This is a genomic window from Bradyrhizobium sp. 482_C4_N1_8 (genome assembly GCF_052075965.1).
GTDB classification, from domain to species: domain Bacteria; phylum Pseudomonadota; class Alphaproteobacteria; order Rhizobiales; family Xanthobacteraceae; genus Bradyrhizobium; species Bradyrhizobium barranii.
The window spans coordinates 7,282,787-7,307,588 of sequence record NZ_CP197231.1; the positions used below are offsets into that span (position 1 = coordinate 7,282,787).

The 24,802-nt window shown below is 65.6% G+C and carries 20 protein-coding genes; 9 read left to right on the forward strand and 11 right to left on the reverse strand.

The window, feature by feature from the left end; all coding sequences use genetic code 11:
- Positions 1–161 precede the first annotated feature (161 nt).
- Positions 162–1,097, reverse strand: coding sequence for a KPN_02809 family neutral zinc metallopeptidase (ypfJ, locus tag AB7Z56_RS34530; RefSeq protein ID WP_063985124.1), 936 nt, complete (start codon positions 1,095–1,097; stop codon positions 162–164).
- Between the two features lie 401 nt (positions 1,098–1,498).
- Here ypfJ and AB7Z56_RS34535 point away from each other — a divergent pair, with 401 nt between their 5' ends.
- Positions 1,499–2,629 carry a site-specific DNA-methyltransferase gene (locus tag AB7Z56_RS34535; RefSeq protein WP_441256744.1) on the forward strand — a complete coding sequence of 377 codons (1,131 nt, stop codon included), beginning with the start codon at positions 1,499–1,501 and terminating at the stop codon, positions 2,627–2,629.
- A 179-nt stretch (positions 2,630–2,808) separates the two neighbouring features.
- The gene (locus AB7Z56_RS34540; protein ID WP_063985126.1) at positions 2,809–3,135 is read left to right on the forward strand and encodes a hypothetical protein; all 327 of its coding nucleotides are present in this window, start codon (positions 2,809–2,811) and stop codon (positions 3,133–3,135) included.
- Positions 3,136–3,151: 16 nt separating this feature from the next.
- Here the strand turns inward: AB7Z56_RS34540 and AB7Z56_RS34545 are convergent, their stop codons facing one another.
- Positions 3,152–4,042 carry an SDR family NAD(P)-dependent oxidoreductase gene (locus AB7Z56_RS34545; protein WP_063985127.1) on the reverse strand — a complete coding sequence of 297 codons (891 nt, stop codon included), beginning with the start codon at positions 4,040–4,042 and terminating at the stop codon, positions 3,152–3,154.
- 103 nt (positions 4,043–4,145) lie between these two features.
- Between AB7Z56_RS34545 and AB7Z56_RS34550 the strand changes: the two genes are divergently transcribed.
- Together AB7Z56_RS34550 and AB7Z56_RS34555 are read left to right on the forward strand one after the other, a co-directional pair.
- A complete protein-coding gene (locus AB7Z56_RS34550) occupies positions 4,146–5,021 on the forward strand; it encodes a LysR family transcriptional regulator (protein ID WP_231144352.1) in 876 nt (291 codons plus the stop codon).
- Between the two features lie 161 nt (positions 5,022–5,182).
- The gene (locus AB7Z56_RS34555) at positions 5,183–5,869 is read left to right on the forward strand and encodes a glutathione S-transferase family protein (RefSeq protein WP_063985128.1); all 687 of its coding nucleotides are present in this window, start codon (positions 5,183–5,185) and stop codon (positions 5,867–5,869) included.
- Between the two features lie 58 nt (positions 5,870–5,927).
- On the opposite strand, the gene AB7Z56_RS34560 is transcribed toward AB7Z56_RS34555, so the two are convergent.
- The 6 genes from AB7Z56_RS34560 to AB7Z56_RS34585 form a co-directional block, all read right to left on the reverse strand.
- The gene (locus tag AB7Z56_RS34560; protein WP_063985129.1) at positions 5,928–7,937 is read right to left on the reverse strand and encodes a methyl-accepting chemotaxis protein; all 2,010 of its coding nucleotides are present in this window, start codon (positions 7,935–7,937) and stop codon (positions 5,928–5,930) included.
- 294 nt (positions 7,938–8,231) lie between these two features.
- Positions 8,232–10,241, reverse strand: coding sequence for a HAMP domain-containing methyl-accepting chemotaxis protein (locus AB7Z56_RS34565; protein WP_063985130.1), 2,010 nt, complete (start codon positions 10,239–10,241; stop codon positions 8,232–8,234).
- Positions 10,242–10,511: 270 nt separating this feature from the next.
- Complete coding sequence (locus AB7Z56_RS34570; protein WP_063985131.1) at positions 10,512–13,058, reverse strand: HWE histidine kinase domain-containing protein; 2,547 nt, start codon at positions 13,056–13,058, stop codon at positions 10,512–10,514.
- Entirely contained in the window at positions 13,055–13,639 is a 585-nt protein-coding gene (locus AB7Z56_RS34575) for a biliverdin-producing heme oxygenase (RefSeq protein ID WP_063985132.1), read from the reverse strand. The genes AB7Z56_RS34570 and AB7Z56_RS34575 overlap by 4 nt, the downstream gene beginning before the upstream one ends.
- Positions 13,640–13,770: 131 nt before the next feature.
- Positions 13,771–13,938 carry a DUF1127 domain-containing protein gene (locus AB7Z56_RS34580; RefSeq protein WP_084795279.1) on the reverse strand — a complete coding sequence of 56 codons (168 nt, stop codon included), beginning with the start codon at positions 13,936–13,938 and terminating at the stop codon, positions 13,771–13,773.
- 53 nt (positions 13,939–13,991) lie between these two features.
- Entirely contained in the window at positions 13,992–14,435 is a 444-nt protein-coding gene (locus AB7Z56_RS34585; protein ID WP_063985133.1) for a nuclear transport factor 2 family protein, read from the reverse strand.
- Between the two features lie 91 nt (positions 14,436–14,526).
- On the opposite strand from AB7Z56_RS34585, the gene AB7Z56_RS34590 reads away from it, so the two are divergent.
- Positions 14,527–15,450 carry a LysR family transcriptional regulator gene (locus tag AB7Z56_RS34590; RefSeq protein ID WP_063985134.1) on the forward strand — a complete coding sequence of 308 codons (924 nt, stop codon included), beginning with the start codon at positions 14,527–14,529 and terminating at the stop codon, positions 15,448–15,450.
- 199 nt (positions 15,451–15,649) lie between these two features.
- Here AB7Z56_RS34590 and AB7Z56_RS34595 read toward each other — a convergent pair whose 3' ends face one another.
- Positions 15,650–16,270 carry a glutathione S-transferase family protein gene (locus tag AB7Z56_RS34595; protein WP_441256745.1) on the reverse strand — a complete coding sequence of 207 codons (621 nt, stop codon included), beginning with the start codon at positions 16,268–16,270 and terminating at the stop codon, positions 15,650–15,652.
- A gap of 140 nt (positions 16,271–16,410) precedes the next feature.
- Here AB7Z56_RS34595 and AB7Z56_RS34600 point away from each other — a divergent pair, with 140 nt between their 5' ends.
- Complete coding sequence (locus AB7Z56_RS34600; protein ID WP_063985135.1) at positions 16,411–17,688, forward strand: flavin-dependent oxidoreductase; 1,278 nt, start codon at positions 16,411–16,413, stop codon at positions 17,686–17,688.
- A 261-nt stretch (positions 17,689–17,949) separates the two neighbouring features.
- On the opposite strand, the gene AB7Z56_RS34605 is transcribed toward AB7Z56_RS34600, so the two are convergent.
- Both AB7Z56_RS34605 and mutY read right to left on the reverse strand, forming a co-directional pair.
- Positions 17,950–18,372, reverse strand: coding sequence for a PaaI family thioesterase (locus AB7Z56_RS34605; protein ID WP_063985136.1), 423 nt, complete (start codon positions 18,370–18,372; stop codon positions 17,950–17,952).
- Positions 18,373–18,424: 52 nt separating this feature from the next.
- The gene (gene mutY / locus AB7Z56_RS34610) at positions 18,425–19,564 is read right to left on the reverse strand and encodes an A/G-specific adenine glycosylase (RefSeq protein WP_231144350.1); all 1,140 of its coding nucleotides are present in this window, start codon (positions 19,562–19,564) and stop codon (positions 18,425–18,427) included.
- Between the two features lie 128 nt (positions 19,565–19,692).
- Here mutY and AB7Z56_RS34615 point away from each other — a divergent pair, with 128 nt between their 5' ends.
- From AB7Z56_RS34615 to smc, 3 genes are all read left to right on the forward strand, one after another.
- Complete coding sequence (locus tag AB7Z56_RS34615; protein WP_063985137.1) at positions 19,693–20,184, forward strand: DUF721 domain-containing protein; 492 nt, start codon at positions 19,693–19,695, stop codon at positions 20,182–20,184.
- 139 nt (positions 20,185–20,323) lie between these two features.
- Entirely contained in the window at positions 20,324–20,980 is a 657-nt protein-coding gene (locus AB7Z56_RS34620) for a DsbA family protein (RefSeq protein ID WP_063985138.1), read from the forward strand.
- 218 nt (positions 20,981–21,198) lie between these two features.
- On the forward strand, positions 21,199–24,663 hold the full coding sequence (gene smc / locus AB7Z56_RS34625; protein ID WP_063985139.1) for a chromosome segregation protein SMC: 3,465 nt from the start codon (positions 21,199–21,201) through the stop codon (positions 24,661–24,663).
- Positions 24,664–24,802: the final 139 nt, after the last annotated feature.

The window sequence follows — 24,802 nt, forward strand, 5'->3', positions numbered from 1 at the left end:
GTCCTTCCTCTCGTGTCCCGGACGCGATGCAGCGCGTCAGCGGTGCGTCGCAGAGCCGGGACCCATTTCCGAGGCTTGGGAGACCGGCATTGTGGGCCCCGGCTCTGCAGCGCACCGCTGAAGAAGCGCTGCGCTGCGTCCGGGGCACGATGTCCTGGCGACTACGACCCGCTGCCGAACGTGTTGCAGGCCTGGACGGTGCCTTGCTGGTAGCCGGTCATGAACCACTGCTTGCGTTGCGCCGCCGAGCCGTGCGTGAAGGAATCGGGCACGACGCGTCCCGTCGCCTGGCGTTGCAGCGTGTCGTCACCGATCGCGCTCGCCGTGGTCAACGCGGCGTCGATGTCGCCGGGCTCGAGGAAGTTCGGACGCTTCTTCGACTCGCGATTGACCCAGACGCCGGACAGGCAATCGGCCTGCAATTCGACCTTCACCTGGAGCGCATTGGCCTCGGCCTTGCTGCCGGCCTGCTGCTGCAGCCGCGTCACGCGCGGAATGATGCCGAGCAGGTTCTGGATGTGATGGCCGGCCTCATGCGCGATGATGTAGGCGGTGGTGAAGTTGCAGGCGGACTTGCCGGAGCAGCCGCGGAAGCGCGTCTCGACCTCGCGGAAGAAACTGGTGTCTAGGAAGATGGTACGATCCGGCGGACAGTAGAACGGCCCCATCGCCGACTCTGCCCGGCCGCAGCGGCCGCCATTGGTGACGTTGCGGAACAGCACGACCTTCGGACCGGTGTAGGACTGGCCGCTGGCCTGGAAGATCTCGCTCCAGCGGTCGTCGATCTCGCCGAGGATGCCGGAGATCATGCTGCCCATCTCGTCGGTCGGCGCGCCGCGCTTGGCGGAGGTCGACTGACGATCGGTCTGGTAGGAAGGCGCCTGGCCGCCGCCGGTGAGGATCTCGGCGCCGCCGATCAGGATGCGCGGATCGATGCCGAAGGCATAGCCGACCAGGCCGAGCACGATGATGGTGCCGATGCCCAGACCGCCGCCGCCCATCGGCAGGCCGAACCCGCCTCCGCCGCCGCCCATGCCGCCACCGCCGTCGCGGCGATCCTCAATGTCGTCGCTGCGGCGGAAATCATCATAACGCATGGCGGGTTTCCCTCAGTCCTCAATTGGCGTCATTTGGGCGCAGAAGCGCGAAAGCTCAACGCGCCACACACGTAAAATTTCCAATGCGTTAATCAATATCCCGCTCGGCAATTATTGCCTAGTGCGACAGCATGCCGATGCCAGCAATTTTTTCCGGGGTCGTGCAATTTTTTCCGAGAGAAATTTGGCGACCTGACTGCTCCCGCAACGCGAAGAAATACGAAATACACTGGAAAACACGACGAATGCGCAGAGCGAAACGCGCACAATGCGTGATGCGAGGGCTGCTCACCAAAGCGGCGGGTTAAGTCGATTTTTACTTTGCCGCTCCATTGTAGCGGTCAGTCGGTTGTTTGGTCCCGCGTCGCCGACAGCGTCGCCTGAGTCAGAGTTCTTGAGTCATGGTAGTGTCGCGTCGCGGGGCGTCTGCAAGGGCGCCCCGCACAAATTTTGAGTCCGCTTCGCACAGCATCATCCTCGGTGATTGCGTCGCCGAGATGTCGAAGCTTCAGGCCGGTTCGGTCGACCTCGTGTTCGCCGATCCGCCCTACAATCTCCAGCTCAAGGGCGATCTGAAGCGCCCCGACGAATCCCATGTCGATGCCGTCAACGACGACTGGGACAAGTTCGATTCGTTCTCCGCCTATGACGATTTCACCCGCGCCTGGCTGCTTGCCGCCCGCCGCGCGATGAAGCCGTCGGCGACGATCTGGGTGATCGGCTCCTATCACAACATTTTCCGCGTCGGCGCGATCATGCAGGATCTCGGCTTCTGGCTCCTGAACGACATCGTCTGGCGCAAGTCGAACCCGATGCCGAACTTCCGCGGCCGCCGCTTCACCAACGCGCACGAAACGATGATCTGGGCCGCGAGTGACGAAAAAGCCAAGGGCTACACGTTCAACTACGAGGCGCTGAAGGCGGCGAACGAGGACGTGCAGGCACGGTCCGACTGGCTGATCCCGCTCTGCACCGGCGAGGAGCGCCTCAAGGGCGCCGACGGCAAGAAAGTGCATCCGACGCAGAAGCCGGAAGGCCTGCTCGCGCGCGTGCTGCTGTCGTCGTCGAAGCCCGGCGATCTCGTGATCGATCCCTTCAACGGCACCGGCACCACGGGTGCTGTCGCCAAGCGTCTCGGCCGCTCCTATATCGGCTTCGAGCGCGACAAGACCTATGCCAAGGCGGCGGAAGCCCGCATCGCTGCGATCGAGCCGCTGCCGGAAGAAAGCCTCGCCCCGTTCATGACCGCGCGCGAAGCGCCGCGGGTCGCGTTCTCCGAGCTGATCGAGCGCGGCATGATCATGCCCGGCACAAAGCTGTTCGACGCCAAGAAGAAGCTTGGTGCGCTGGTGCGTGCCGATGGCGCCATCATGCTGGGCGACAAGGTCGGCTCGATCCACCGCATCGGCGCCGTGGCGCAAGGGGCGCAAGCCTGCAACGGCTGGACCTTCTGGCATGTCGAGACCAAGAAGGGTCTCAAGCTGATCGACGAGTTCCGTGCCGAGATCCGTGCGGGGATCGGGGCGGAGTAGTTTTCTCCGCGGTCCCGTAGGGTGGGCAAAGCGAAGCGTGCCCACCACCTTAGAATATGCCGCAAGCGACGCGGTGGGCACGGCGCTTCGCGCCTTTGCCCACCCTACGGCTCCTTGAATGCCGCCACAGCCAGGACTAGATTTCACCGATCAGCCCCGTCCTGACCGGTCCGGCTCCGATGCGACGACAGTCCGAGACTTTGCTGCTGGTGCCGCTGCTGCCGATCTTCCTGCTCGGCATGTTTCCGATGTTCCTGATCGCCCTGCTCGGCTTTTTCGGCCTCGCCATCTTCGGCGTGCTGGTGGTCTGCGTCGGGCTGGCCAGCAGCAACGAGGCCCACGACAATTTCAATCACGACGTCATCGTGCACGGCTACGCGCGCGGATCGGAGCGCAAGGCACGGGCCTCCAGCATGCACGCCGCAACGCGGCTCGCGATGCGGCTGGACGCTGTCGGCGCCGGGATGATCGTCATCGCCATCGTCGGCCTGCTCTATTCCAGTTGAGCGTCGAGGCGCGGCCTCACGGCGCCAGACGAGCGATCAATCGATCGGAGGCATCCATGAGCGCCGTCGCGTAGGATCGCTCCGCAGACGAAGGGCTCGGCAGGATCGCCTCAGCCTTGTTGTTGAACATGACACCGCTGCGGCCGTTGAGATCAGGCGACACCAGGAGCGGCACCAGTCGCTCGGCATAGGCGTCCGGCTCGACCATCATGAAGCTGGTCAGCCAGTTGATCAGCGAGACGAGCGCGCGCGACCCGAGCAGATTGGCGCGAATATCGGTCTTCACGAAGCCGGGATTGAGGCCGAACACATCGACATCGGCAAAGCGCCTGGCGGCCTCGAGGACGAGCACTTCGTTGCCCGCCACGGTGTTCGAGTGGGCTGCGAACCGTTTGTAGCTCCGTTCCGAATTCAGATCGCCGACATCGGCCCTCTGCTCGGTCCCGGGGAATCCCATGACGAAAATCCGAGGCTTGAATGTGGCCGTGGCCCTGTCCCTTCCAAGACGAGAGGCGATCGCGTTCAGGATGACGAAGCGGCTCAGATAGCTGACGGCGAGATCGCGTTCGATGCCTTCCGCCGTCACCTCACGCCTGGGCCCCGCCATGATGCCGGTCGTGAAGACGACGATGTCGAGCGTCTCGGCGGGAAGCTCACGGCCGATCCGCCTGGCTTCCCGCATCAGGCTCAGATCGGCCTGCATGAATGCGATGCCCGGCACGTTCTGATCGCGGAACGTCTGGCCGACGACGAGGACACGCGCCCCCTTGGCCGCCAATTGGCGACTGAACGCCCGGCCGATGCCGCCGGTGCCGCCGATCACCGCCACATTCAATCCAGCGAGCCTGAGGCCTTCGAGCGCCGGCGGATTCACCTTCAGGTTCTTGTCGAGTTCTACGCGTTTCATGGATGGCTCGCCCTGCAATGTCAGCAAAGGGCAGATGGACCTTCCACTCAATGGAATAAATACCGTAAATTGGAACTGATTGATCCATTGATGGAATAATGAAATGGCGTTGCTGAACGATATGGCGCTGTTCGTGGAGGTCGCGAAGGCCCGCAGCTTCCGTCGCGCCGCCAAGACCCTCGACATGCCCAATTCGACGCTGTCGCGCCGGATCGATCTCCTGGAGAAGGAGATCGGGCTTCGCCTGCTGAACCGGACGACCCGCAAGATCGAATTGACCGAAGCCGGCCAGATCTACTTCGAGCGCTGCAAGCGCATCGTGGACGAGGCGCGCCTGGCGCATGAGCAACTGGACGGGATGCTGGCGCAGCCGAGCGGCATGCTCCGCGTCTCGCTGCCGGTGGATTTCGCGAACACCTACCTCGCACCGTTGATCGCCGAATTCGCGCAGCAATATCCCGACATCGATTTCGAATTCGACCTGACGCCGCGACGTGTCGATCTCGTATCGGAGCCATTCGATCTGGCGATCCGCGTCGGAGAATCAGAGCCGTCCCACATGATCGCGCGGCCGCTCGCCCGCATGCCGGGATATCTCTACGCCTCGCCGCGCTATCTCGAGACCAACGGCGAGCCGCATGAACCGGCGGACCTCACCCGTCATCAATGCCTGTGCATGACGAAGGTGAGTGCGTGGACGTTACACAGGGGCACGCAGATGGAGCAGACCGACGTCGGCGGCCGTTTTCGGCTCAACAACGTGGGACTGATCCGCCGCCTCGCAACGCTCGACATGGGCATCGCCTTTCTGCCGCAAGAGATCGTGGCCGACGAAGTGGCGAATGGCCGGCTGCGTCGCATCATGCCGCAATGGCAGGGCTCGCCCGTCACTGTCTACGCAGTCACCGAGACGCGCCTGCTGCCAGCCAAGACGCAGCGCTTCATCGAATTCCTGCGGGAACGGCTCAGCCGGACTTGAACCGCCATTACGGCGGCGATCGGCCCTTGTTACGCCGGCTGATCTGCGTACCGCGCAGACACCGCCCGGCAAACTCGCCGGTTGCTCTCCCAGGCCATGTTCAGGCACAGAAGGCCGCGACGCTGCATTCATTCTCTAAGAAGGGAATCGGGGAGACAAACATGCTCAAATTCTATTTCAACGGATCGCCGAACCCGACCAAGGTCGCGCTTTATCTCGAAGAGGTCGGCCTGGCCTTCGAGCCGGTCAAGATCGACACCCGCACGGGCGAACAGTTCGCGCCGGACTATCTGAAGATCAATCCGAACGGCAAGGTGCCGGCGATCGATGACAACGGCACCATCGTGTTCGACTCGAACGCCATCCTGCTCTACCTCGCCGAGAAGACCGGCAAGTTCCTCCCCGCCGCCAACGTCCGCGGCGAGACGCTGTCATGGCTGATGTTCATTGCCACCGGCGTCGGGCCGTATTCGGGCCAGGCCGTGCACTTCAAGCATTTTGCGCCCAAGGACCAGAACCACGACTACGCGCACAACCGCTACCAGTACGAGACCGATCGCCACTACAAGATCCTGGACGGTCACCTCAAAGGCCGCAGCTATATGGTCGGCGACAGCTATTCGATCGTCGACATGGCGCTGTGGGGCTGGGCGCGGATGGTGCCGTTCAAGCTCGGCGACGATGCCTTTGCGCGCTACCCGAACGTGAAGCGGCTGGTGGACGAGATCTCGGCGCGGCCGGCGGCGGCGCGTGCGATCGCCCTGAAGGACAAGTTCACCTTCAAGGCCGAGATGGACGACGAGGCGCGCGCCAACATGTTCAAGCACATGACGACGAAGGTCGCCTGATCGCGCGACGCAGCTCTTGGAGGCCACGCGCATGCGCGTGGCCTTTTGCGTTTGCGGCTCAGGCGGCGTGGACCGAGCTCAGGAACTTCGCGACTTCCTGCTTCAGCCGGTTGCTGTCTGAAGACAGCGAGCGCGCCGCTGAGAGCACCTGCGAGGAGGCCGAGCCGGTCTCGGAGGCGCCGCGCTGCACGTCGCCGATATTGGTCGACACGCGCTGCGTGCCATGGGCGGCCTGCTGGACGTTGCGGGAGATTTCCTGTGTGGCAGCGCCCTGCTCTTCCACGGCCGCCGCGACCGTCGACGAGATCTCCGACAGCCGCTCGATGGTGCCGCTGATCTCCCGGATCGAGCCGACCGACTCCTCCGTCGCGGCCTGGATGCCGGAGACCTGCTGGGCGATCTCGCCCGTGGCCTTCGCGGTCTGCTCGGCCAGCGCCTTCACCTCGGAGGCGACCACGGCAAAGCCGCGACCGGCCTCGCCCGCACGCGCCGCCTCGATCGTCGCGTTCAGTGCCAGCAGATTGGTCTGGCCGGCAATCGTGCTGATCAGCTCGACCACGTCGCCGATACGGGCGGCGGCCTTGGACAGCTCACCGACCCGTTCGTTGGTCCGCGTTGCCTGACCCACAGCCTCGCTGGCGATGCGGGCGGATTCCTGCACCTGGCGGGCGATCTCCGAGACCGAGGAGGACAGTTCCTCGGTCGCCGAGGCAACGGCTTGCACATTGGCCGAGGCCTCCTGGGAGGCGCTGGCGACTTCCGTCGACAGATCCTGGGCGCGCGTTGCCGTCGTGGTCAGGGTGCCCGCGGAAACCTCGAGCTCGTTTGATGCCGACGACACGGTGTCGACGATCTCGCCGACCGCTCGTTCGAACTGATTGGCCAGGTTTCGCATGTCGGCCTTGCGGCTCTCCGCCTGCCGCGCCTCGACCTCGACCTGCTCGTGGCGCAGGCGGTCGGTCTCGACCATGCTCTCCTTGAACACCTGGATCGCCTTGGCCATCTCGCCGATCTCGTCGCGATTGCCGCGGCCGGGGATCTCGACCTTGAGATCGCCACCGGCGAGGGCTCCCATCGCCCGGGTCATCGTGGTCAGCGGTCCGACGATGCTGCGCGCGATCAGGAAGGCGACGAGGCCGCCGAACAGGACCGCAAGGCCGCCGGCGACTTCCTGAATCCAGGTCGTGCTGGCAATGACGCCATCGGCGGCCGCGCGCGATTTCTGGTAGTCGGCCTTCAATCCGGTCTCCGCCACCTTGAGCCTGTCGACGCTATCGCTGATCAAGGGGGCGATCTCGTTGCGGTAGATTTCATCGGCCTGGAGGATTGCGGCGGATGTCGTCTCGAAAGCCCCCTTGTAGGTCGAAAGTGAACTCTTGATCGGCCCGAACGCGGCCTTGACCTCGTCCGGCAGACCGGCCCCCTCAAGTGACTTGAGTGCTTGCTGCGCCCGATCGACATTGGTCCTGAAGGTCGCCGGCCCCTTCGCGTCCCGGACGGCGAGGAAACGCCAGTTTGAGACACGAACAAGGAGGATCTTGGATTCGAGATCGGCGACGGGGGCGGTCACGCTGGTGTCGCCGGTTGCACCCGCGGCCTCGACCAGCTTGCCGGTGTTAGCGGTGAGCTCGTCGCCGCCGGCGAGCAAAGTGGCCTTGCCTTTCGTCGTCTCGTTGACGGCAGCGCCCATGCGCTCGCGCAGGGACTTCATCTTGTCGACGTCGCCGACGAGGCCATTGTAGATCTTGAGCCGCTCCTCGGAGACCGTCGACTTGGCCGCGGCCCTCAACAGCTCGGCCGTCGCCGCCTCCCGCTCCGCAGCCTCCTTGAAGGCCGGCTCGTTGGCGTCATAGATGTAACGCAAATTGGCACGCCGCAGCGCCTGGAGGTTAATCGAGATTTCCTGGACGCGGGCGGTGTTGTCCGAGAGCGCGGAGAGCCGTGCCATCTGGCCCTGGACGGCCCACAAATTCCAGACCGCAACCGCGGCCATGATCAAACCAACGACCACGAGAACCGAAAATCCGGCGTAGAGACGCCCCCGAATTCTCAAACGCAAGCTCGGCATCACTGTCCACCCATTGCAGCAGAAAAGCAGAAGCAGCCGACGACCTTCGCGCGATTGCAACGACAGATCATTGCAACCACGCCTCCGAGAATCGCGCTGCGCTGCCGTACAATGCGGAACAATTGTTAATTGCGGCTGTATTTTACCGGTGTCGAATACGGAGAAGCCGACGAAGACACCACCGTATTCCGGACATCAAGCGGTGGCGCGCGATCGATGTCCTCATCCTACCACGCCGCCATGGCAGGTCCACGCGCATGCGCGTGGACCTTTGCTTTTGCGGGTCCGCGCCGATCAGGCAGCGTGGACCGAGTCCAGGAACTTCGCGACTTCCTGCTTCAGCCGGTTGCTGTCTGAAGACAGCGAGCGCGCCGCCGAGAGCACCTGCGAGGAGGCCGAGCCGGTCTCGGAGGCGCCGCGCTGGACGTCGCCGATATTGATCGAGACGCGCTGCGTGCCATGGGCGGCCTGCTGGACGTTGCGGGAGATGTCCTGCGTCGCCGCGCCCTGCTCTTCCACGGCGGCGGCAACCGCCGACGAGATTTCCGACAGCCGCTCGATCGTGCCGCTGATCTCCCGGATGGAGCCGACCGACTGCTCGGTCGCGGCCTGGATGCTCGAAATCTGCTGGCCGATCTCGCCGGTCGCCTTCGCGGTCTGCTCGGCCAGCGCCTTGACCTCGGAGGCGACCACCGCAAAGCCGCGGCCGGCCTCGCCGGCGCGCGCGGCCTCGATGGTGGCGTTCAGCGCCAGGAGGTTGGTCTGGCCGGCGATCGTGCTGATCAGCTCGACCACGTCGCCGATGCGGGCGGCCGCCTTGGACAGCTCGCCGACGCGCTCATTGGTCCTGCTCGCCTGCCCGACGGCCTCGTTGGCGATCCGGGCGGATTCCTGCACCTGGCGGGCGATCTCGGTGACCGAGGAGGACAGCTGCTCGGTCGCGGACGCCACCGCCTGCACATTGGCCGTGGCCTCCTGTGACGCCGACGCCACCTCGGTCGACAGATTCTGTGCGCGCGTCGCGGTCGTCGTCAGGGTGCCCGCCGACGCCTCCAACTCGTTCGATGCCGACGACACGGTGTCGACGATCTCGCCGACCGCCTGCTCGAACTGGTCGGCGAGCCGGACCATGTCGGCCTTGCGGCTCTCCGCCTGCCGCGCCTCGGTCTCGGTCTGCTCCGTGCGCAGCCGTTCGGTGTCGATCATGTTGGTCTTGAACACCTCGATCGCCTTGGCCATGTCGCCGATCTCGTCGGCCTTGCCGCGCCCGGGAATCTCGACCTCGAGATTGCCGCCGGCCAGCAGCCCCATCGCGCGCGTCATCGAGGTCAGGGGACCGACGATGCTGCGGGCGATCAGGAAGGCGACGATCAATCCGAACAGGGTGGCAAGGCAGCCAGCGATCGCCTGCACGGTGGTCGTGCCGTCAATCACGGCTTCGGCCTGGCTGCGCGACTCCTTGTAGTCCTTCTTCAGGGCGGCTTCCGCGACCTTGAGCTTGGCGATGCTGTCGACGATGAGGGGCGCGAGGCTCTTGTGGTAGATCTCGTCGGCCTGGAGCATCGCGGCCGACGTCGTCTCGAACGCGGATTTGTAGATTCCGAGTGAGGTCTTCACCGGCGCGAGCGTCGTGCGCAGTTCGGTCGCCTGCGGGCTCTTTTCGAGCGCCGAGAGGCGCTGCGACGCCCTGTCCACATTGGTTCTGAAGTTGGCGGGCCCCTTGCTGTCGCGCAGGGCCAGGAAACGCCAGTTCGCGATCTGGACGAGAAGGAGCCTGGATTCGAGATCCGCAACGAGGGCCCCGGTGTCTTCGTCGACGGCTGCGCGCGCCACATCGACCAGCTTGCCCATCTTGACAGTCAGTTCGTCACCGCTGGGCAGCAGCGTCGCCTTGCCGGTCCGCGCCTCGTTGACGGCGTCGCCGAGATTGTCACGCAGGCTTCGCATTTTCGCGATGTCGGCGATCAGATCGTTGTAGAGCTTCCGCCGCTCCTCGGAGAGCGTCCCCTGCGCCCCGACCTTCAACAGCTCGGTCGCCGCGGTCTCCCGCTCTGCGGCCTCCTTCATTGCGGGCTCGCTGGCGTCGTAGATGTAGCGCAGATTGGCGCGCTGGATCGCCTGAAGATGGGTCGAGACCTCCAGGACACGCGCCGTGCTGTCCGAAAACGCCGAAGCCTTTGCGACCTGGTCCTGCACGGACCGCAAATTCCAGATGGCGACCACCGCCATCACGAGACCAACCGCCACCAAGGCCATGAAGCCTGCGTACAGGCGCCCCCTGATCCGCAAACGAAAGTTCGGCATTCCCACTGTCCACCCAGGTGCATGTGAATTCGGGCGGACGAACGACCCCGGCAATCGTCACGGCCACCCCCGGCAGCCGCGAGTCGCTTTTCGGCACCCACGCTGCACCGCGGTACAATGAGGGACACTCGTTAATTGAACCTTCCGATTTTTCGCGCATGTGTGCGCCGGCCCGCCCAAGACCTGCTGATTTTATCGGCAGTTGCGCAGGTTTCGGCGCAAAGCCCGCAGCCGCTTGCAGAGCGCTGCACGCGTCGCCGGGATGGATGTCTATTGGGCGACCGTCCCCTGCAATTTGCCGAGCGCGTTCTCGACGACTTCCAGCGTGTAGGGCTTCTGGACCACCGGCGCGGACGCCAGCTCTTCCGGGATCGGCGCGCGCTCGCCATAGCCGGTCGCGAACATGAAGGGCACGCCGATCTCCTTCAGCTTCTCGGCCACCTTGATGCTGCTCTCGTTACCGAGGTTGAGATCGAGCAGCGCAAAACCCGGACGCGTGCGCTCGATCGCGCGCAACGCCTGGTCGACGCTCGCCGCAGTATCGACATGGCGGGCACCGAGATCGAGCAGGATGACTTCCGCCGCCATGGCGATGATCAGATTGTCCTCGACGATCAGTGCCGTCTCGGAAATTCGCGGACGGGCGGGTTGCTGCTCCTCGACGCGCATGGCGGCTCCTCCGATTGATGGCACCAGTTCGACAAAATTGGGCGGGATGATAAACTTGGCCTGGACCCCGAGCAGGTCGAAGCGGATTTCGGCTTCGCCCTTGAGGTCGAAGGGGACGGAACGCTCGATGATGGTGGTCCCGAAGCCGCGGCGCGACGGCGGCTGCACTGGCGGACCGCCGCTCTCCTTCCATTCGATGACAAGGCTTGAAGACGGATCGAGACGCCACACCACCTCGACGCTGCCGGTGGAATCGGCCAGCGCGCCATATTTGGCGGAATTGGTCATCATCTCGTGCACGACGAGCGCCAGCGTCGCGAACGCCTTGGGATCGAGCGCGACGTCGGGCCCGCCCATCTTCACGCGGCCGGCGCGCGCGCCGAGATAGGCGCCGGCCTCGGACTCGACCAGCGAGCGCAGCGCAACCGGCGCCCAGTTCAAATTGGTGATCTGGTCGTGGGCGCGAGCCAAGGCCTGGATGCGGCCACCGAGCACGCCGGCGAATTCCTCGACCGACGTGGCGGTGTCCTTGCTCTGCGCCACCAGCGCGCGGACGAGGCTCAAAATGTTGCGGACGCGGTGATTGAGCTCGGCGATCATCAGCTCCTGCCGCTCCTGCGCGCCGCGACGCTCGCGGGCGGCAAGGTCGGACAGTTGCAGGATCACTTCGAGCAGCGTGACGCGCAGGCTCTCGGCGATGCGGATGTCGGCCGTGGACCACGGTTTCGACTGGCCCGCCACCGTTTCCTGCCAGAGCTCAAAGCTCTTGCGCGGCGTCAGCCGCGGTCCGTTCGGACCCTCGTCATAGACCTTGTCGGGCGCGCCGGCCCAGTTCACCGAGCGCACGACCTCGCGCCGGAAGAAGATCAGGCAATCGCGCGGAGTCCGTGAGATCGGAATGGCGAGAAATCCCGCCGCGCGGTCGCGAAAGGACTGGCCCGCGGCATAGACCTTGGCAATCTCGGCACTGGCGAAAATCCGTCCCGGCGAGGTTCGGTTGATGAAGGCAACCAGATCCTTCACCTCGTCCTCGGTCGGCGTCTGGCCCTGAAGCGTGATCTTGTTGTCGGACCACACCGCCACGCCGTCGCAATCGATCATCCCGCGATAGTCGCCGAGGAAGTCGACGATCGCGCGCCGGCTGTGCTCATGCGAGGCCGCGGTCTCGATCAACCGCTCCTGCACCTGGTGAGCGCGCATCTCATAGGCGACATTGCCCTCGCGCTCGCGCCCCTCCACGATCCAGGAGAACATCTGCCCGAACAGCTCGGACGCGGTGCGCTTCTCGAACGAGATGTAGCGCGGCGAATAATGATGGCAGGCGAACAGGCCCCACAGCTTGCCGTCACGCAGGATCGACACCGACATCGAGGCGCCGACGCCCATGTTGCGCAGATATTCGATGTGGATCGGCGAGACCGAGCGCAGTACGCTCATGGAGAGATCGAGCAGCCCCGCATTGTGCGTGGCCGTCGAAAACAACGCGGCTGGTTTCGAATTGATATCGGCGATGATGCGCAGCCAGTTGCGCTGATAAAGGATGCGGGCCTGTTTGGGGATGTCGGAGGCCGGATAGTGCAGGCCGAGGAACCGTTCGAGGCCGGCTTCCGCAGCTTCAGCGATCACCTCACCCGATCCGTCCGGGTGAAATTGATAGACCATGACGCGGTCGAATCCGGTCAGGACCTTGAGCTGGCGCGCCGCCTCGCGGGCGAGCTCGGTCATGCCGCGCGTCTTGCGGATTCGCTCCAGCATCAGGCGGACGAGCTCGCCGGAATTGACGCCGGGCTCGTTGACGCTGGGCTCCGCCTCGATGACCAGATAGGCGCCGGAGAAGTGGATGGAGAGATCGTAAGGCGGCTTGCCGGCCTGGAGTTCGACACCGAACATGCGCTCGGTCGTATCGGGGCCGCTGAGATGATCGACGCGGCTGCGAATGGTCTCGACCGCGGCTTCCGAGATGACGCGCGACAACGGCTGCTGGAGCAGGTCGGCGACGTCAGTCCCGAGAAAGCTGTCGACATTGTCGGAGGCCATGCAGATCGTGAAATCCGACAGCACCGTGAGCAGGAAGCCGAACGGCTGGACACTGCCGGGGATGTGGATCGGCTCGCGATCGCAATTGGTGAGATTGACCGCCTCGTTCATGCGCGGTCCGCCGCCTGCTCGAAGGCCGCGAAGGCGAGACGTGCCGACTCGATCGCCTCGTCCTCGTCGCATGCCTCTTCGTTTTGAAGTTTCGCCAGAAAGCTCTGCCAGAGCCGTTTGCCCGCGCCATGGCTGAGATAGGCGGTGGCCTCGCCGATGCGCGGATCGCCCGCATCGGCAACCGCCTTCAGCAGAAACTTTGCGCCGAGCCGGGAGCCCTCCAGAACGTACAACGTGCCGAGCATGCCACTGCGCGTCAGCGGCGGCACGGACACGGTGGATTGCGCGGCGCTGCCGAGCTGCGCGAGATCCGCCGCGATCGCGGCGCTACGCGCCCGCTCCCGCCAATCCGGAAACATCTTGGCGACGCCGGCCTGCACAAGCGCAGCTTCGAGCGGAAGAAGTGCGCCGGCGCTGGCTTGCAGGAAGCGGCGGTAACCGGACAGGACTGTGAGGTCGAACGACGAAAGCTGCGCATCGAGCTCCCGGTGCGCATTCGCAGTCGCATCTCTCAATCGTTCGCGGAGTCCGGAAAAGCTGCGGCCCACCTGTGTTGAAACGTCCGAAACCCCAGCCAGCATGAAATGTCCCAAACGCGTGCAATGCCGGGGCGCGATTGCCCCCGAACCGAGCAAACGCCCGGCGGAACCCGAAGGTTCCGCCGGCTACGATAAAATGGGAGGCAGGCGGCGCCTGGATCTCGTCCGTTTGTCTAACTCCGTCGCACCGGTCTCCTCAGTTCGTACGCGATCTCCGCCCGGGTCATGCCGCAGTCCTGAAGCTCCCGTTCGCTCATGGCGGCGAGCTGGCACCGGGCCCGGGACCGCTCGCGCCTGACATGGACGATCGCTATCAGCCTGCGCCAGATCGACACGACCATCGCCGAACGGGGCCGACGGCACCGGTCGGCGGACGAGATGGTCCTCGATCCGGTCAGCTCGCGGCCCTCACGGGCGTCTGCGGAAACGGACCGAGCGCCTTCTCGGTCAGGGTCGAGTCGCAATATTCCCGGATCTCCTTGATCTTCCCGTCCTCGAGGCGAAACACCAGGCAGTAGTCGTTGTCATAACGAACGCCCTCGGGCGTGACGTTGTCGCCCTTGGCTTCCACCACGACGACGTCGCCATCGGCGATGAAACGGTGAGCCACGGTGCGCGTCCGATCGCGCAAGCGGGTGCGCACATAACCGTGCAGATCGTTGAGGATCGCCTCCTTGCCGGTGAAGGTGCGCGACCAGGAGTACTGTCCGGTCACGACCCATCTGGCATCGTCGGCAAGGCTTGCGGCGAACAGGGCCCGGTCGCGCGCGGCCGGATCGGGGCTGGCGGCGGCGGCAAAGATATCCTGCATCAGTTTCTTGTTGGCGCTCGCGCTCATGGCGGCATCTCCGTTTGGTGGCAACACGGAGATCATCCCCGCCGGATGAGAATTCTTCAAATCGATAGTGGATATGATATCTATTCGCTTCATGAATTTGAATTCGCTTGACCTCAATCTCCTGACCGCGCTCGACGCGCTGCTGCGCGAGGCCAATGTCAGCCGGGCCGCGCTTCGGATCGGGCTGTCGCAGCCGGCCGCGAGCCATGCGTTGCAACGCCTGCGCGACATCTTCGGCGATCCGCTGCTGGTGCGCACCGGCGCGCGCATGGAGCTGACGCCGCGGGCGCAAGCCCTCCGCGCACCGCTGGCCCAGGCGCTCGACCAGGTGCGCGGGCTGTTCATACCCGACGACTTCGACGCCGCGCGCAGCGAGCGGCAATTCCGCCTGATGATGCCTGATCTCGCGGTCGAGCTGCTGATGCCGCCCTTGATGGAGAAGGTGACGCGGGCCGCGCCCAACGTCCGCATCGACGTCGTACCGTGGCGGGGCCCTGCGATCTTTCACGCCGAGTTCGCCCGCACCATCGACCTCGTGATCTCGATCGGCAACGCCTTCAAGGGCTTTCACCGCCAGTTGCTCTACACCGACAGCGACGCGCTGGCGGTGCGGCGCGGCCATCCCATGGCTGCGAAGCTGAAGCGGCGCGAGACGTTCCTGGCGGCACGCCATGTCGGCGTGATCATCCGCGGCCAACCGGAGGATCTCATCGACACCTGGCTGCGGACCAAGGGCATCGAGCGGCACATTTCGCTGGTGGTGTCAGGCTATCTCGAAGCGCTGCACGTCGCCGCCCGCACCGACCTCGTCGCCTTCGTGCCGCGCCGGCTGATCGCGGCGCTGTCGAAGCAGTTCGGCCTCGTCACGGTGACGCCGCCGCTCGATCCAGGGATCGACGAGCAGTTCATGTTCCATCCGACGCGGGCGCAGATGGACCCCGGCTCGATCTGGCTGCGGCGGCTGATGCTGGCGACGGGACGGGAATTGGAGAAGAAGGAACGGCGTGCTGGGTAGGACGCAGCTTCAAAACAAATGGTGTCGTCCCGGACAAGCGCAGCGAAGCGGAGCGCCGATCCGGGATCCATAACCACAGGGCGCGGTTTGGCGAAGACTCGTGGTCGTCAGCTCGTGTCACAACTTCTCCCTGTGGTTATGGGTCCCGGGTCTGCGCTAACGCTTGCCCGGGACGACAGGGGAATATGTGGCCGCGTTCCTACGCCTTCTGCGCGTCCATCACCTTGCGCACGGCGGGGCGGTCTGACATGCGCTTGAAGTGGTCGGCGATCTTCGGCGTCGCGTTGATGTCGACGCTGTCGCCTTCGAGCCAGTGCGAGAGCGTGTGGAGGTAGGGATCGCAGATCGTGAACTGGTCGCCCAGCACCCAGGGACCTTTGAACATCTTCTGCTCGATCAAGGAGAAGCAGGCGCCCATGCTCTTCGGCACCATCGCCTTCATGTCGGCGAACGAGCTCTCCTGCGTCGCCCAGCGCGCGCCGCGCATCTTGTGGGCATGGTTGATGTGCGCGGTCGAGCAGAGATAGGAATTGAACGACTGCACCTGGGCGAAGTCGAAGGGATCGTCGAGCGGGGCGAGCTTCGCCTTGGGGAAGGTCTGCGCGATATAGGCCAGCATCGCGGGCGTCTCGGTCAGCACGCCGCGATCGGTCACCAGCGCCGGCACGCGGCCCTTCGGATTGATCGCGAGATAGTCCGGGCTGTTCTGCTGGTTATCCTTGAAGCTCAGCCGTTCAGCCGTGTAGTCGGCGCCGGCCTCCTCCAGGGTCATGTAGGTGGCGAGCGCGCAGGTGCCGGTGGCGTAGTAGAGCTTGAGCATGTCGGACCTCATGGGAAAATTGGAAACTAACGGCTGCGGGCCGCCAGGTCCATAGCACGCTGTTCTAGGTGCTTTGCTCTTCGCAGTTGCCCACCGCCGCCCGCCTGTGCCAAGACGCCTGCAATTGGAGGGGTTTTGTCATGACCGTACTCATCGCCGGTGGCGGCATCGGCGGGCTGACGCTCGCGCTCAGCCTGCACGGAATCGGCGTTCCCGTAAAAGTGTTCGAGAGCGTCGCGGAACTGAAGCCGCTCGGCGTCGGCATCAACGTGCTGCCGCATGCGGTGCGCGAGCTGATCGAGCTCGGGCTGATGGACCGGCTGGACGAAAGCGGCGTGCGCACCCGCGAGCTCGCCTATTTCTCCAAGCACGGCAAGCCGATCTGGAGCGAGCCGCGCGGGCTGGAGGCCGGCTACAAATGGCCGCAATTCTCGATCCATCGCGGCACGCTCCAGCAGCTTCTGCTCGACACCGCGATCGAGCGGCTCGGCCGCGAGAATATCCTGACCAGCCACCATCTGACGGGCTGGACCGAGACGGACAGCGGCGTGCGCGCCAATTTCGTCGACAGGGCGACCGGCAAGGCTGCCGGCAGCTACGACGGCGCGATCCTGATCGCCGCCGACGGCATCCATTCCGCCGTGCGAGAAAAGCTCTATCCGCAGGAGGGACCGCCGATCTGGAACGGCCGCATCCTCTGGCGCGGCGTCACGCCGTCAAAGGCGTTCCTCACCGGCCGCACCATGATCATGGCCGGGCACGAGATCCTGAAATTCGTCTGCTATCCGATTTCGAAGGCGCCGGACGCAGCGGGCAACCATCTGATCAACTGGGTTGCCGAGCGCCACATGCCGCCGACCTATCAGTGGCGGCGCGAGGATTATAACCGCACCGCGCGGCTCGAGGAGTTTCTGCCCTGGTTCGAGAGCTGGCAGTTCGACTGGCTGGACGTCCCCGGCCTGATCGAGAACTGCCCGCACGCCTACGAATACCCGCTGGTCGACCGCGATCCGGTGTCGCAATGGACCTTTGGCCGCGTCACGCTGATGGGCGACGCGGCGCATCCGATGTACCCGATCGGCTCGAACGGCGCCTCGCAGGCGATCCTCGATGCCCGCACCATCACGCGCGAGATCCTGGCGCATGGCCCGACGACCGCGGCGCTGCTCGCCTATGAGGCCGAGCGCAGGCCCGCGACCACCGACCTCGTCCTGCTCAACCGCAAGAACGGCCCCGAGCAGGTGATGCAGCTCGTCGAGGAGCGCGCGCCTGACGGATACGACGTCGTCACCGACGTGCTGTCGCAAAAGGAGCTGGAAGACATCGCCGCCAACTACAAGCGCGTCGCCGGCTTCCAGGTCGAGGCGCTGAATGCGAAGCCGCCGATCGTGAGTGCTGGTGCGCGCGCGAGGGCGTGATGCTCTCGCTCAAAGCGAGATGTGCATGAATGCGCCCTCGCCCCTTGCGGGAGAGGGCAGCGACGCCGGTGGACGCAGGCTCACTCGGGTGAGGGGTCTGTCTCCGCGAGTCCAACTCGCATTTGAGTTCGCGGAGACATACCCCTCATCCGGCGCCATAGCCGAAGCTTCGCTTCGGCGTTCTCTTAAGAACGGCGGCCCGAAGGCCGCCTATGCCACCTTCTCCCGCAAGGGAGAAGGGAAGAGGAATGCGCGGCTCGACTATTTCCCCACCACCCTCGCCGCCTCCAGCAGCCGCTCGCTCGCGCTGGCCGTCGCCAGCACCGTGCCGTCTTCCGCCATCAGCTTCGCCTCGACGAACGCAATCGTCTTGCCGAGTTGCGTCACCTTGGCCTCACCGATGATCGGACCGGGCCTTGCGGGGCTGAGGAAATTCACGGTCATGCTGATCGTGGTGGTGTAGAGCCGGCCCTCGCTCATCACCAGCACGGCCGGCCCCATGGTGTCGTCGAGCATGGCAGAGAGCATGCCGCCCTGGATGAAGCCCGCCGGATTGCAGAACTCGGGCTTACCCTGGAAGGCGAGCCTGATCCAGCCCTCCTCCGGACGGGCATCGAGCAGGCGCCATCCGAGCAGCTCGGCGCAGGGCGGCCTCTTGAAGTTGTCGAGTGCGGTCTTGACCATTGGCAGCCTCCGTATCGGGCGCTGATAGCGTAGCGCTGCTGCCAGCGTGCTGTCAGGAAGGTGGGGCCCTTGAAGGGTCCAGCGCGTGCGCGATCACCTTGCGCATGACGTTGGGCAGCGCTTCACCGGCGAGGGTCGCGATCGGCACCCAGCGCATGCCCTCGGGCGCGCGAGTGCGCGCTTCGGCCTTCGCCGTGTAGACCACCAGCTCCAGCGGAAAATGCGTGAAGACGTGGGTGACGACGCCCACCTTGCGCTGCCAGCGCGACAGTCCCTTCAGGTCCGGCGCCTGCTGCTTCGCCGTCGCGTCTTCCTGGCCGGCCAGCCAGTCCGAGCCCGGGACCTCGGTCATGCCGCCAAGGAGGCCTTTTTCGGGCCTCGAGCGCACCAGCAGCTCGCCGCCGCGCGTCACGACGAAGGCAGCACCGCGCCGCAACGTTCCGCTCTTCTTCGGCGCCTTGCGCGGAAACGTTTCCTGCGTCGCTAGCGCACGCGCGGTGCAACCCTCATTGAGCGGACAGAGCGAGCAGGCCGGCTTCTTCGGCGTGCAGATCGAGGCGCCCAGATCCATCAGCGCCTGCGCGCTGTCGCCGGCGCGAGACGTCTCGTCGCCGGCGCGAGCGTCCGCAAGCAGCGTCGCCGCCAGTTGCTGGATCAGCGGCTTGGCCTGCGGCAGCTCCTCCTCGACGGCGAACAGGCGCGACACCACGCGCTCGATGTTGCCGTCGACCGGCATGGTGCGGCGGTCGAAGGCGATCGCGGCGATCGCGGCCGCCGTATAGGGCCCGATCCCCGGCAGCGCGCGCAGCCCCTCTTCCGTGTCCGGAAACACACCGCCGTGCTCGCGCGTCACGGCGACCGCGCAGGCATGGAGATTGCGCGCGCGGGAGTAATAGCCGAGGCCAGCCCACATCCGCAGCACGTCATCCTGCGACGCCCGCCCCAGCGCCGTGACATCCGGCCAGCGCGCGACGAACTTTTCGAAATAAGGGCCGACGGCTTTCACGGTGGTCTGCTGGAGCATGATCTCCGACAGCCAGACGCGGTAAGGGTCCGAGGTCTCGCCGGGCATCGCGCGCCATGGCAGACGGCGGCGATGGCGGTCGTACCAGGCGAGCAGCAGCGTTGGGCGAGCCGATGCCTCCGACTGAATTGGTTCCGACTTGGCCATTAGTGCCGATTTGGGGCTCATGCTCTCACTGTAGCGGCAACGCGCCGGCCTCTCCACGTCATGCCCGTGCTCGTCGCGGGCATCCACGTCTTTCTTCGCGGAACGCTCCCCAATGGTGAGGCCTGCGCTCCAAGGTGCTATAAGGGTCCATGTCCAAATTCCCTCCCAGACCCGGTCCCATCAGCGCCAAGCCGCTTTCGCTGCTGCTCAACGACGTCTTTGCCGAGGCCTATGCCAAGCAGGGTTTTGCCGCGCGCGAGCTCGTGACCCGGTGGGCGCAGATTGCCGGGCCGGAGATTGCGGCCCATGCCGAGCCCTTGAAGATACAATGGCCGCGGCCGGTCGAGGGCCAGCCGCAGGAGCCGGCGACCCTGGTGCTGCGGGTCGAGGGGCCGATGGCGCTGGAGATCCAGCACTCCGCCGACGTGATCCTGGAGCGGGTCAACCGCTTCTTCGGCTGGAGCGCGGTCGGCAAGCTCGCCTTCCGCCAGGCCCCCCTGTCGCGCGCCCGGCCGCCGGTCCGGCCCGGTCCGCCGGATCCCAAATCGGTGGCCAAGGTGGCGGAGAGCCTGGGGGACATCGAAGATGAAGAATTGAAGACAGCGCTGGCGCGGCTCGGGGCCGCCATCAAGCGAAATTGAGCCTCATTCCGACGGTAATCTGGACCCGTCCCTGTCGCTCGCCATTGCCTCGAACTACGTTTCAAGCTAGCGACAGGCCGCCTGAACGGGAACTCAATAGGACCCTTGGGGCGAGACCACATCAATCCGGGAGCCGACCTTGATCATCACCCGCCGCGCCTTCAACACGATGCTGTCGCTGACCGGTTTTGCCGCGCTCGCCGGGCTGTCGCCGCTGCGGTTCATCTCCGAAGCGATGGCGCAGTCGGCCGCCGATGTGGCCAAGCCCGTGTCGCTGCCCGACATGGCACTCGGTCCCAAGGATGCCCCCGTCACCATCACCGAATATGCCTCGATGACCTGCCCGCATTGTGCGGCGTTCAACGAGCAGGTGTTCCCCAAGATCAAGTCGGAATACATCGACACCGGCAAGGTGCGTTACATCTTCCGCGAGTTCCCGCTCGACATCAAAGCCGCCGCCGGCTCGATGCTGTCGCGCTGCATCGCCAAGGACGACGCGCCGAAATATTTCGCGGTCACCGACATGCTGTTCCGCCAGCAGAACGACTGGGTGCTGAAGAACACCACCGAGACCCTGACGCGGATCGGCAAGCAGGCCGGCCTCACCCAGCAGCAGGTCGAGGCCTGCCTGAAGGACCAGGCGCTGCTCGACAAGATCGCCGCCGACCAGAAATACGCCAGCGACGTTCTGAAGGTGGATTCGACGCCGACCTTCTTCATCAACGGCGAGAAGATCAAGGGCGAAGCCTCGTTCGATGAATTCGCCAAGAAGATCAATCCGCTGCTGAAGAGCTGATTTTCCCCGCTCAACGCCTGATTCGCATCTCGAAAGCCGTATCTTTCCCGGCATAAATCCCTTGGGAAAAGCGGCTTTCGCCGGTTGCCCTCGCGGCGCACCGCGGCCATTGTCCGACCGCATGAGGCGCCTCGCGCGACTCACCCAGAGAGTGACATTGCCTTCCATGGTATTGTCCCGGCAGGGGGATTCGCGCCTGCCAACAGAGATGCGTGCTTATGAAAATCACCCGCCTGCGCCTTCACGGCTTCAAGTCCTTCGTTGAGGCCACCGACTTCGTCATCGAGCCCGGCCTGACCGGCGTGGTCGGACCCAACGGTTGCGGCAAGTCGAATCTCGTCGAAGCGCTGCGCTGGGCGATGGGCGAGACCTCGTACAAGTCGCTGCGCGCGGCCGACATGGACGCGGTGATCTTCGCCGGCTCCGGCAACCGTCCTGCGCGCAACCACGCCGAAGTGACGATGACGATCGACAACACCGATCGCACCGCGCCGGCGGCGATGAACGACAGCCAGCTGCTCGAAATCTCCCGCCGCATCGAGCGCGAGGCCGGCTCGGTCTATCGTATCAACGGCCGCGACGTGCGTGCGCGCGACGTGCAGATCCTGTTCGCCGACGCCGCCACCGGCGCGCGTTCGCCCGCCCTCGTCCACCAGGGCAAGATCGGCGAGATCATCCAGGCCAAGCCCGAGCAGCGCCGCCGCGTGCTGGAAGACGCCGCCGGCGTCGCCGGCCTGCACGCCCGCCGCCACGAGGCCGAATTGCGGCTGAAGGCGGCCGAAACCAACCTCACCCGCGTCGAGGACGTGATCGGCCAGCTCGCCGGCCAGATGGAAGGCCTGAAGAAGCAGGCCCGCCAGGCCGTGCGCTATCGCGAGGTCGCGGCCAAGGTCCGCAAGGCTGAAGCCACGCTGTTCCACCTGCGCTGGATCGGCGCGCATGCCGACGTCAACGAATCCGGCCAGACCCATGATCTCGCGGTTCGCGAGATGGCCGAGCGCACTCAGCACCAGGCCGAAGCCGCCCGCATCCAGGCGATCCGCGCCACCGAAATGCCGGCGCTGCGCGATGCCGAAGCGCGCGCCGCGGCCGGGCTGCAGCGCCTGACCAATGCCCGCGAGCTGCTCGACCGCGAGGAAGAGCGCGCCAAGGAGCGCGTCGCCGAGCTCGAGCGGCGCCTGGCCCAGTTCGAGGGCGACATCTCCCGCGCCCAGCAGCAGACCATGGACGCCGACGTCGCGCTCCAGCGGCTCGACACCGAAGACGCCGAGCTGAAGGAAGAGATCAAGTCGCGGGTCGAGAAGCGCTCCGGCGTCGACGAGCGCGTCGGCGAAGCCGAGGCGGTGCTGACCGAAACCGAGCACCAGTTCGCCGAGCTCACCACGGCGCTCGCCGACCTCACCGCCAAGCGCAACCAGCTCGAGGCCAATGTCCGCACCCATCGCGACAAGCTCGCCCGCCTCGACCAGGAGATTTCGAACGTCGCGGCCGAGGAGCAGAAGCTTGCCGACGAGACCGGCGGCTTCGGCGATCTCGACGAGCTGACCGCAACGGTCGAGAACGCGGAGCAGACCCTTGCCGCTTCGGAAGCCGCGGCCCAGGCCAGCGAAGCTGCGCATGTTGCCGCGCGCCAGACGCTGGAATCCTCACGCTCACCGCTCGTCGAAGCCGACAAGCGCGTGCAGCGGCTCGATACCGAAGCGCGCACGATCTCCAAGATCGTCAACGGCGAGACCAAGAATCTGTGGCCGCCGATCATCGACGGCATCACCGTCGACAAGGGCTTTGAGAAGGCGATCGGCGCAGCTCTCGGCGACGATCTCGACGCGCCGGTCGATCCGTCCGCGCCGATGCGCTGGACCAATGCCGGCGTCACCGACGGCGATCCGGAGCTGCCCGAGGGCGTCGTGCCGCTCGCGAGCCACGTTCAGGCGCCCGCCGAGCTGGCGCGCCGCCTGGCGCAGATCGGCGTGGTGCCGCGCGAGCGCGGCGCCGAGCTGGTCTCGCAGCTCAAGACCGGCCAGCGGCTGGTCTCGCCCGAAGGCGACGTCTGGCGCTGGGACGGCTTTGTCGCCGCAGCCCACGCCCCGACCGGTGCGGCACGGCGCCTCGCCGAGCGCGCCCGCCTCGTCGACATCGAGAACGAGCTGGAGCAGGCCCGCATCGACGCGCAGATCAAGCGTCAGGCGCTGGAGAACGCCGAGTCCGAGCTGCAGATGGCCGCCAGCACCGAAGGTGCGAGCCGCGAGGCCTGGCGCGCCGCCCAGCGCGAGGTGAACGTCGCGCGCGAGCGCCATGCCACCGCCGAGCGCGAGATCAGCCGCCGCGCCGCGCGCAAGGCGACGCTGTCGGAAGCCCATAGCCGTCTCGCCGCCGACCGCGCCGAGGCCGAGGCCGCGTACGAATATGCCGAGGCCGGGATCACCGAGCTGCCGTCGAGCGAGGACACCGAAACCCGTCTCGCCGCCGTCCGCAGCGACATCGAAGGCCATCGCCGTATGGCCGCCCAGGTCCGCGCCGAGGCGCAGGCGCTGGCGCGCGAAGCGGAGCTCGCCGACCGCCGCGTGCAGGCGATCCTCGCCGAGCGCACCGAGTGGCAGAACCGCAAGGAGAGTGCGGCCTCTCACATCGACACCATCCAGACCCGCATCACCGAGGTCTCGATCGAGCGCAGCGATCTCGAAAACGCGCCCGCCGTGTTCGCCGAGAAGCGCAGCGCGCTGATCACCGAGATCGAATACGCGGAAAACGACCGCCGCATGGCCGCCGACGCGCTCGCCTCGGCCGAGACCGCGATGGCCGAAACCGATCGCGTCGCCAAGCTGACACTCGAAGCGCTGTCGAGCTCCCGCGAGGCCACCGCGCGCGCCGAGGAACGCATGGAAGGCGCACGGCGCCGGCTCGAGGACATCGAGCGCGAGATCCGCGACATGCTGGAGGTCGAGCCGCAGGCCGTTGCCGGCCTCGCCGAGATCGAGCCCGGCGCCGAGCTGCCGCCGCTGCACGGCATCGAGGAAGACCTCGAAAAGATGCGCCGCGACCGCGAGCGCCTCGGCGCCGTCAACCTGCGCGCCGAGGAAGAGCTGCGCGAGGTCGAGACCCAGCACACGGGCCTCGTCACTGAGCGCGATGACCTCGTCGAAGCCATCAAGCGGCTGCGCCAGGGTATCCAGAGCCTCAACAAGGAAGCGCGCGAGCGGCTCCTGACCTCGTTCGAGGTCGTCAACAACCACTTCAAGCGCCTGTTCGTCGAGCTGTTCGGCGGCGGCGAGGCCGCGCTGCACCTGATCGAGAGCGACGACCCGCTCGAAGCCGGTCTCGAGATCATCGCAAAGCCGCCGGGCAAGAAGCCGCAGACGCTGTCGCTGCTTTCGGGCGGCGAGCAGGCGCTGACCGCGATGGCGCTGATCTTCGCGGTGTTCCTCACCAACCCCTCGCCGATCTGCGTGCTGGACGAAGTCGACGCACCGCTCGACGACCACAACGTCGAGCGCTACTGCAACCTGCTGCACGAGATGACCAGCTCGACCGACACCCGCTTCATCATCATCACGCACAACCCGATCACGATGGCGCGGATGAACCGGCTGTTCGGCGTCACCATGGCCGAGCGCGGCGTCTCGCAACTGGTGTCGGTGAGCCTGTCAGAGGCGGTGGACATTCTCGACCAGAACGTGGCGTGAGCCTCCGGTCGTTCCACACCCATTGACGTCATCATCCGCCTTGTGCGCAAATTGCGCACTGGAGCGGATGATCCAGTACGCCGCGGGCTCTCGGTTGACGGCGCCGTCTCGGAATACTGGATGCCCCGCCTGCGCGGGG

What these genes read in the sequence shown, in the direction of transcription:
- ypfJ (WP_063985124.1), bottom strand. Translation starts at nt 1,097, where the DNA reads ATGCGTTATGATGATTTCCGCCGCAGCGACGACATTGAGGATCGCCGC.
- AB7Z56_RS34535 (WP_441256744.1), top strand. Translation starts at nt 1,499, where the DNA reads ATGGTAGTGTCGCGTCGCGGGGCGTCTGCAAGGGCGCCCCGCACAAAT.
- AB7Z56_RS34540 (WP_063985126.1), top strand. Translation starts at nt 2,809, where the DNA reads ATGCGACGACAGTCCGAGACTTTGCTGCTGGTGCCGCTGCTGCCGATC.
- AB7Z56_RS34545 (WP_063985127.1), bottom strand. Translation starts at nt 4,042, where the DNA reads ATGAAACGCGTAGAACTCGACAAGAACCTGAAGGTGAATCCGCCGGCG.
- AB7Z56_RS34550 (WP_231144352.1), top strand. Translation starts at nt 4,146, where the DNA reads ATGGCGTTGCTGAACGATATGGCGCTGTTCGTGGAGGTCGCGAAGGCC.
- AB7Z56_RS34555 (WP_063985128.1), top strand. Translation starts at nt 5,183, where the DNA reads ATGCTCAAATTCTATTTCAACGGATCGCCGAACCCGACCAAGGTCGCG.
- AB7Z56_RS34560 (WP_063985129.1), bottom strand. Translation starts at nt 7,937, where the DNA reads ATGCCGAGCTTGCGTTTGAGAATTCGGGGGCGTCTCTACGCCGGATTT.
- AB7Z56_RS34565 (WP_063985130.1), bottom strand. Translation starts at nt 10,241, where the DNA reads ATGCCGAACTTTCGTTTGCGGATCAGGGGGCGCCTGTACGCAGGCTTC.
- AB7Z56_RS34570 (WP_063985131.1), bottom strand. Translation starts at nt 13,058, where the DNA reads ATGAACGAGGCGGTCAATCTCACCAATTGCGATCGCGAGCCGATCCAC.
- AB7Z56_RS34575 (WP_063985132.1), bottom strand. Translation starts at nt 13,639, where the DNA reads ATGCTGGCTGGGGTTTCGGACGTTTCAACACAGGTGGGCCGCAGCTTT.
- AB7Z56_RS34580 (WP_084795279.1), bottom strand. Translation starts at nt 13,938, where the DNA reads ATGGTCGTGTCGATCTGGCGCAGGCTGATAGCGATCGTCCATGTCAGG.
- AB7Z56_RS34585 (WP_063985133.1), bottom strand. Translation starts at nt 14,435, where the DNA reads ATGAGCGCGAGCGCCAACAAGAAACTGATGCAGGATATCTTTGCCGCC.
- AB7Z56_RS34590 (WP_063985134.1), top strand. Translation starts at nt 14,527, where the DNA reads ATGAATTTGAATTCGCTTGACCTCAATCTCCTGACCGCGCTCGACGCG.
- AB7Z56_RS34595 (WP_441256745.1), bottom strand. Translation starts at nt 16,270, where the DNA reads ATGCTCAAGCTCTACTACGCCACCGGCACCTGCGCGCTCGCCACCTAC.
- AB7Z56_RS34600 (WP_063985135.1), top strand. Translation starts at nt 16,411, where the DNA reads ATGACCGTACTCATCGCCGGTGGCGGCATCGGCGGGCTGACGCTCGCG.
- AB7Z56_RS34605 (WP_063985136.1), bottom strand. Translation starts at nt 18,372, where the DNA reads ATGGTCAAGACCGCACTCGACAACTTCAAGAGGCCGCCCTGCGCCGAG.
- mutY (WP_231144350.1), bottom strand. Translation starts at nt 19,564, where the DNA reads ATGAGCCCCAAATCGGCACTAATGGCCAAGTCGGAACCAATTCAGTCG.
- AB7Z56_RS34615 (WP_063985137.1), top strand. Translation starts at nt 19,693, where the DNA reads ATGTCCAAATTCCCTCCCAGACCCGGTCCCATCAGCGCCAAGCCGCTT.
- smc (WP_063985139.1), top strand. Translation starts at nt 21,199, where the DNA reads ATGAAAATCACCCGCCTGCGCCTTCACGGCTTCAAGTCCTTCGTTGAG.